Raw genomic sequence first — 5,967 nt, 5'->3', positions numbered from 1 at the left:
CCTCACGTACGGACCGCCCCGCGACGGTCGCAGGGTCGATGCCGAGCAGCGTGCCCCAGGCGGGATTGACCTCGACATGGCGCCAGTCCGTCACCCGCCCGTCGTTTTAGACGAGGCCCGCCTCGACGCCCTCGCGGGCTACGCGATCCTCGATACCCCCGCCGAGCGCGGGTTCGACGACATCGTGCAGCTCGCCTGCCAGCTTTGCCACGTTCCGGTGTCCCTCGTCAGCCTGGTGGCGGGCGACCGACAATGGTTTATGGCCCGGGTCGGTTTCCCGTCCTGCGAGACCGACCTCAACAGTTCCGTCTGCGCCCACGCCCTGGGGCAGCCCGACGAGATCCTGGTCATCCCCGACCTGACCGTCGATCCGCGCACGCGCCTCAATCCGCTCGTCAACGGCGAGCCGTTCATCCGTTTCTACGCCGGGGCACCGCTGGTCACTACGGAAGGCCATGCCCTCGGCAGCCTGTGCGTCATCGACAAGGCGACCCGGCCCGGTGGCCTTACCCCGGCACAGGCCGACGGCCTCAAGGCGCTGGCCCGGCAGATCGTCTCCCAGATGGAACTCCGACGGGCGGTTGCGACCCGCGACACGGCACGCGCCGAGGAGCAGCGCGCCTACGCGATACGGGAGGCGCTGCGCGAGACACAGATGCGCATCGCGGCGTTGGGGGACGACCTCGACGGCATCTTGGAGGCCGTGGTCGCGGGCGCGATGCGTGCGGTCCCGACCGCCGGGGGCGGCGTGATCGAGCTGCTGGACGACGCGACGCTGGAATACCGTGCCGTGCACGGATCGCTCGCGCCGCACCTCGGCCTGCGGGTTTCCGTCGGCGTCAGCGCCGGAGGGCACTGCGCCCGGACCAAGTCGCCGTACCTGATCGCTGATGCGGACGACGACCCTCACGTCGACCGAGGGCATGCGGCGACCCTCGCCCTAGGCTCGGCCATCCTGGCCCCGATCCTGCGGGGCGACACCGTGCTGGGCGTGCTGAAGCTCATCGCCGCGCGTCCCCGCGCGTTCACGCGGGGCGACCTCGACATCATTGGGCTGTTCACGAGCGCGGCGACCTCCGGCCTGACCGAGGCGAAGGCAAGGGCCGACGCCCGGGCCAAGGACGTCTACTGGCGCGGGTTGTTCGACCGCCTCAGCGAGGGCTTTCTCGTCGGCGAGGTCGTCCGAGGCGCGGACGGGCGGGTGACGGACTGGCGCCATGTCGAGGTCAATCCCGCCTGGGGCACGCTGCTCGGCATCGACCCTGCGACCGTCGCGGGGCGGTCCGTACGTGAGGTCATCCCGGACATCGAGGAGGAATGGGTCGCCGAGTTCGCCGAGGTGGTCGCCACCGGACGACCGGCCGAGTTCACGCGGCGGATCGGGACGCTGCGACGCTGGTACGAAGGCAGGGCGTTCAAGCTCGACGACGACCGCTTCGGGGTGATCTTCCTGGAGGTGACGCAACGCGTCGAGGCCGACACCCGCCGCGCCGCGCTGCTGGCCGTGGGCGACCGCCTGCGCGACCTCACCACCACGGCCGAGATGGCCAGGGCCGCCGCCGAGATCGTCGGGCGCACGCTCGGGGCCACGCGCGCCGGCTTCGGTCGCATCGAGGGTGACGTCGAGGCTATCGAGGTCGAGCCGGATTGGACTGCGCCGGGCATCGACAGCATCGCCGGCCGGCACGCGTTCGACGACTATGGGAACATCCGCACGCATCTCCGCAAAGGCGACGCGCTGGTCATCGACGACGTCGCCACCGACCCCCGTACGCGCGACAACCCGGGACCGATGCGGGCCATCGACATCGGCTCGCTGGTGAACATGCCGGTGCGCGAGCGCGGCCGCACCGTGGCGGCCTTCATCGTGCACGACGTCCAGGCCAGGGTGTGGACGCCGGAGGAGCTCGCCTTCCTCCGCAACGTCGCCGACCGGCTTGAGGTCGGCGTGGCGCGCGTGCGTGCGGAGGAACTCCAGGCGGTGCTCAACAAGGAGTTGGCCCACCGCCTGAAGAACACCCTCGCCGTGGTCCAGTCCATCGCCACCCAGACCCTCCGCGGCGTCACAGAGCGCGAGCCCGTGGAGGCGTTCGAGCGCCGGGTGTTGGCCCTGTCCCGCGCCCACGACGTCCTCATGCAGAAGAGCTGGGCCGCGGCGCGGATGCGCGCCGTGATGGAGAGCGTTCTCGGCATGCAAGCGGATCTCGACCGGTTCGCGTTCGACGGGCCGGACATGGACATCAGTCCCGAAGCGGCCCTGTCACTGACGCTGCTCCTGCACGAGATGGCCACCAACGCCCTGAAGTACGGCGCGCTGTCGGCGAACGCGGGCATGGTGCGCATCGCGTGGCGAACCGAGGACGGGATGTCCCCCTCCCTCGTGCTGGACTGGACCGAGACCGGCGGACCCGCGGCGGCGGCCCCGACGGGACGCGTCGGGTTCGGGTCGAAGCTGATCCGCATGGGCCTGGTCGGAACCCGGAAGGCCGATCTTCGGTATGGACTGTCCGGGCTCCGTGCGGAGTTCCGCGCTCCCCTCACCGACATCCAGATCCAGGTGCACTGACCTCCATGGCCGAGCCGCACCGATCCGAACCCGCCCTGGTCCTTGTCGTAGAGGACGATCCGATCCTGATGATGTCGCTGGTCGACTTCGTCGAGAACGCCGGCTGCGAGGCAGTCGAAGCGAACTCGGTCGGCGATGCGATCCGCATCTTGGAGACGCGTCCCGACATCCGGACCGTGTTCACCGACCTCGACATGCGCGGCTCGACCGCGGGCATGGAACTCGCGCTGTCGATCCGCGACCGCTGGCCGCCCATCGAGCTGCTGATGGTCTCGTCCCAACCATGGGACGCCGCGCAGATTCCGGAGCGCGGCGTCGTCTTCGGCAAGCCGTTCGACCGGCGCCGAATCGTGGCGGCGATCCAGCGCTTCACAGCCTGAGCTTCCTCAATCGGCGTCGATTGCCGAGGCGGCCTGCCGATTGTCGATCTTGCGCAGCTCCGTGGCAATGTCCTGTAGGCTCGTATCGCCCTTGCGCAGGACGCTGTCGGCCTCGGACAAGCGTTCGAGCTCCTCGGCCGTGACGTCCCGGGCGCTGAGCACCACCACCGGCACGTCGGCGCAGCCGGGCACGCCCCTCAAACGGTCGAGGAACGAGAACCCGTCCATCACCGGCATGGTCAGGTCGAGCAGGACGAGGCGTGGCACTCCATGCCGGACCTGGTCGAGCGCCTCGCGGCCGTCGCCGGCTTCGCGGACGCTCCAGCCGTTGCGTTCCAGGGTCGCCCGGAGACGGTGACGCATGTCCGCGTCGTCGTCGACCACCAGAACGTCGCCGTCCGCTGCCCGGAACTGGTCCAGGATGGTCCGGAGGCGCGCCCAGTCCACCGGCTTCGGCACCGCCTCGACAGCTCCGAGCGAGGCGCTGAGCGTCGCGTCGGCAACGAAGCTCACCATCACCACCGGGATGCCGGCGGTCTCGGTATCCGACTTTAGAGCGGCGAGCACCGACCAGCCGTCCATCTCGGGCATCATGACGTCGAGGAGGATCGCGCGGGGCCTGAGCGACCGGGCCAGGTCGAGGCCGGTACGCCCGTCTCCCGCCGTGCGCACGGCGAAGCGCTGGCGTTCGAGGAACCGGGTCATAAGCTCGCGCTGGGACGCCTCGTCGTCGATGACCAAGACGAGGTCGCCCAGCCTTTCGCCATTTTCCGGCGCCGCGGCTGCTTCGTCCTCAACCGTCCGCTCCGGTGCCGCTGCCGGCACGCGTAGGGTGAAACTCGTTCCCTCGCCCTCGACGCTCGCGACGGTGATGTCGCCGCCGAGCAACTGTGCGAAGGCACGGCTCAAAGCCAGACCGAGGCCGGTCCCGCCGTAGTTGCGCGTGGTGCTCTCGTCGGCTTGCGTGAAGCGCTGGAACAGGCGCCCGACCTGCTCGGGGTTCATGCCGATGCCGGTATCCCGCACCGTGAACCGGAGCCAGTCGCCGCCTGCATCCGCTTCGCGAGCCCCCTCCAGGGTGATGGTGCCGCCCTCGGTGAACTTGGCGGCGTTCGAGAGCAGGTTGAACAGGCACTGGCGCAGCTTCACAGCGTCCGTCCGCGCCTGGCCCACGCCGTCGGCCACGTCCAGCACGAGGACGTTCCCTTTCTTCCCGACCAGGGCTTCGACCGTGGCGGCCGCGTCCGTGACGAAAGCGGAGACGTCGATGTCCTCGGGATAGAGCTCCATCTTCTCGGCCTCGACCTTCGACAGGTCGAGCACGTCGTTGATCAGGCCGAGGAGGTGCTGGGCGTTCGACTTGATCTTGCCGAGGTCCTTGAGGAGGCTGTCCTGCCCGAGCTCCTCCGCCTCCTCCTCAAGCATCTCGGAGTAGCCGATCACGGCCGACAGCGGGGTCCGGAGCTCGTGGCTCATGTTGGCCAGGAACCGGCTCTTCGCCCGGCTGTGCTCCTCGGCGGCGTCCCTCGCCTCCTTAAGCGCGACCTCGAACGCGTGGCGCTCTGTGATGTCCTCATGGACGCCCACCCACTCCCGGACCGCCCCGTCGGCGTCGCGCACGGGCACTGCCCGCGCCACGTAGCGACGCCAACCCGCCTCAGCGGTCCGCACGCGATGCTCGACCGTGTACGGGGTCTCGTCGCGCAGCGCGTCGGTCCAGGTCGCGACCGTCGTCGGCAGGTCCTCGGGATGGATCGCCTTCGCCCACCCCGTGCCCATGTACTGCTCCGGGGTGTGCCCGGTGATCTCCGCCCAACCCGCCTGCTCCTCGACGAAATGCCCGGCGGCGTCCGTGGTCCACATCACGCCGTTGACGGCCCTGACGGCGGATCGAAAGCGCGCCTCGCTGACGTGCAGGCGTCGCTGTACCCGGCGCTGGTCGAGCGACGACGCCATCATCGCGAGGAACAGGATGAGCAAGGTGACGCCCGCCACCGCGAGGGCGAGGTCACGCTGTCCTGTCGCCAGGGTAGTCGCGTGCGCGGCGTGGGCGCCGGCCGCCTCGGCCGTCACCGTCGCCGCGGCCATCCCTGTGTAGTGCATGCCGGCGACCGCCAGCCCCATCACGCAGGCGGCGGCGAGCTTCTGCCAGGGTTGGTTGCGGCGGAAGGTCAGCCACAGGGCGGCGGTGGCGGCGGTCACCGCGATAGCGACCGAGAAGATTACGACCGCCGGATCGTAGGCGAGGTTGCCGGGCACGCGCATCGCCGCCATGCCGGTGTAGTGCATCGCCGCGACCCCGAGGCCCATGAGCGGGCCCGCGACCAGGAGCGAGCCCGGCCCCGTTCCCCGTTGTGCGACCCAAGCGAAGGCGCCGGCCGTCACACCCACCGCGATCAGCAGCGACAGCAGCGTCAGCCCAAGATCGTAGGCGGCGACCATGCCCATCTCGAAGGCGAGCATGCCGACGAAGTGCATCGACCAGATGCCGCCGCCCATCGCCACCGCCGCTCCGGCGCCCCAGGCCCAGCGCGGACCGACGTCCGGACGCCGGACGCGGGCCCCGAGATCGAGGGCCGCATAGGATGCGAACACCGCGATGACGATGGAGAGCGTGACGAGGAGCGGGTTGTATCCGGTGTGGACCATGGGGATTTCCGGTTTGTGCCGGCCTCTGCTACCACCGAAAGGCAGCGAGCTTGGGGCAATCGCCCATTCGTGAACGTCCCCCTCGATCCGATCTTTTTAGACGGCTCGTACGGGTGTTCGGGACACCCGGATGCGTCCGGACGCAAATCCGCCCCCATCGTCGTTCCTATCCGGTTCGACCGGAACGGATGTCCGTGCTCCGAACCAGGTCAGACCGACCGGGATCGGCCGAGCCTATCGATGACAGGGGGATTCTCATGAGGACCAAGATCATTCTCGCAGCGGCGGCGCTCGCCATGGCCGTGCCCGCGTTCGCCCAGGCGCAGGGGCTGGTGCGCGGCGCGCAGGAAGGTGCCGCCGACGGACGCGCGG

The 5,967-nt window shown here is 69.7% G+C and carries 3 protein-coding genes; 2 read left to right on the top strand and 1 reads right to left on the bottom strand.

Annotated features, from left to right (window positions below):
• The first annotated feature begins 76 nt into the window (after positions 1-76).
• Together FV223_RS18065 and FV223_RS18060 are read left to right on the top strand one after the other, a co-directional pair.
• Positions 77-2,566, top strand: coding sequence for a GAF domain-containing protein (locus FV223_RS18065; protein ID WP_147728320.1), 2,490 nt, complete (start codon positions 77-79; stop codon positions 2,564-2,566).
• Positions 2,567-2,571: 5 nt separating this feature from the next.
• Complete coding sequence (locus FV223_RS18060; protein ID WP_147728319.1) at positions 2,572-2,946, top strand: response regulator; 375 nt, start codon at positions 2,572-2,574, stop codon at positions 2,944-2,946.
• A 6-nt stretch (positions 2,947-2,952) separates the two neighbouring features.
• Here FV223_RS18060 and FV223_RS18055 read toward each other — a convergent pair whose 3' ends face one another.
• Positions 2,953-5,595 carry an MHYT domain-containing protein gene (locus tag FV223_RS18055; protein ID WP_147728318.1) on the bottom strand — a complete coding sequence of 881 codons (2,643 nt, stop codon included), beginning with the start codon at positions 5,593-5,595 and terminating at the stop codon, positions 2,953-2,955.
• Positions 5,596-5,967 lie beyond the last annotated feature (372 nt).

The organism is Methylobacterium sp. WL116, from assembly GCF_008039455.1.
Taxonomy (GTDB): Bacteria; Pseudomonadota; Alphaproteobacteria; order Rhizobiales; family Beijerinckiaceae; genus Methylobacterium.
This window is presented reverse-complemented; position numbering and strand designations above follow the sequence as displayed.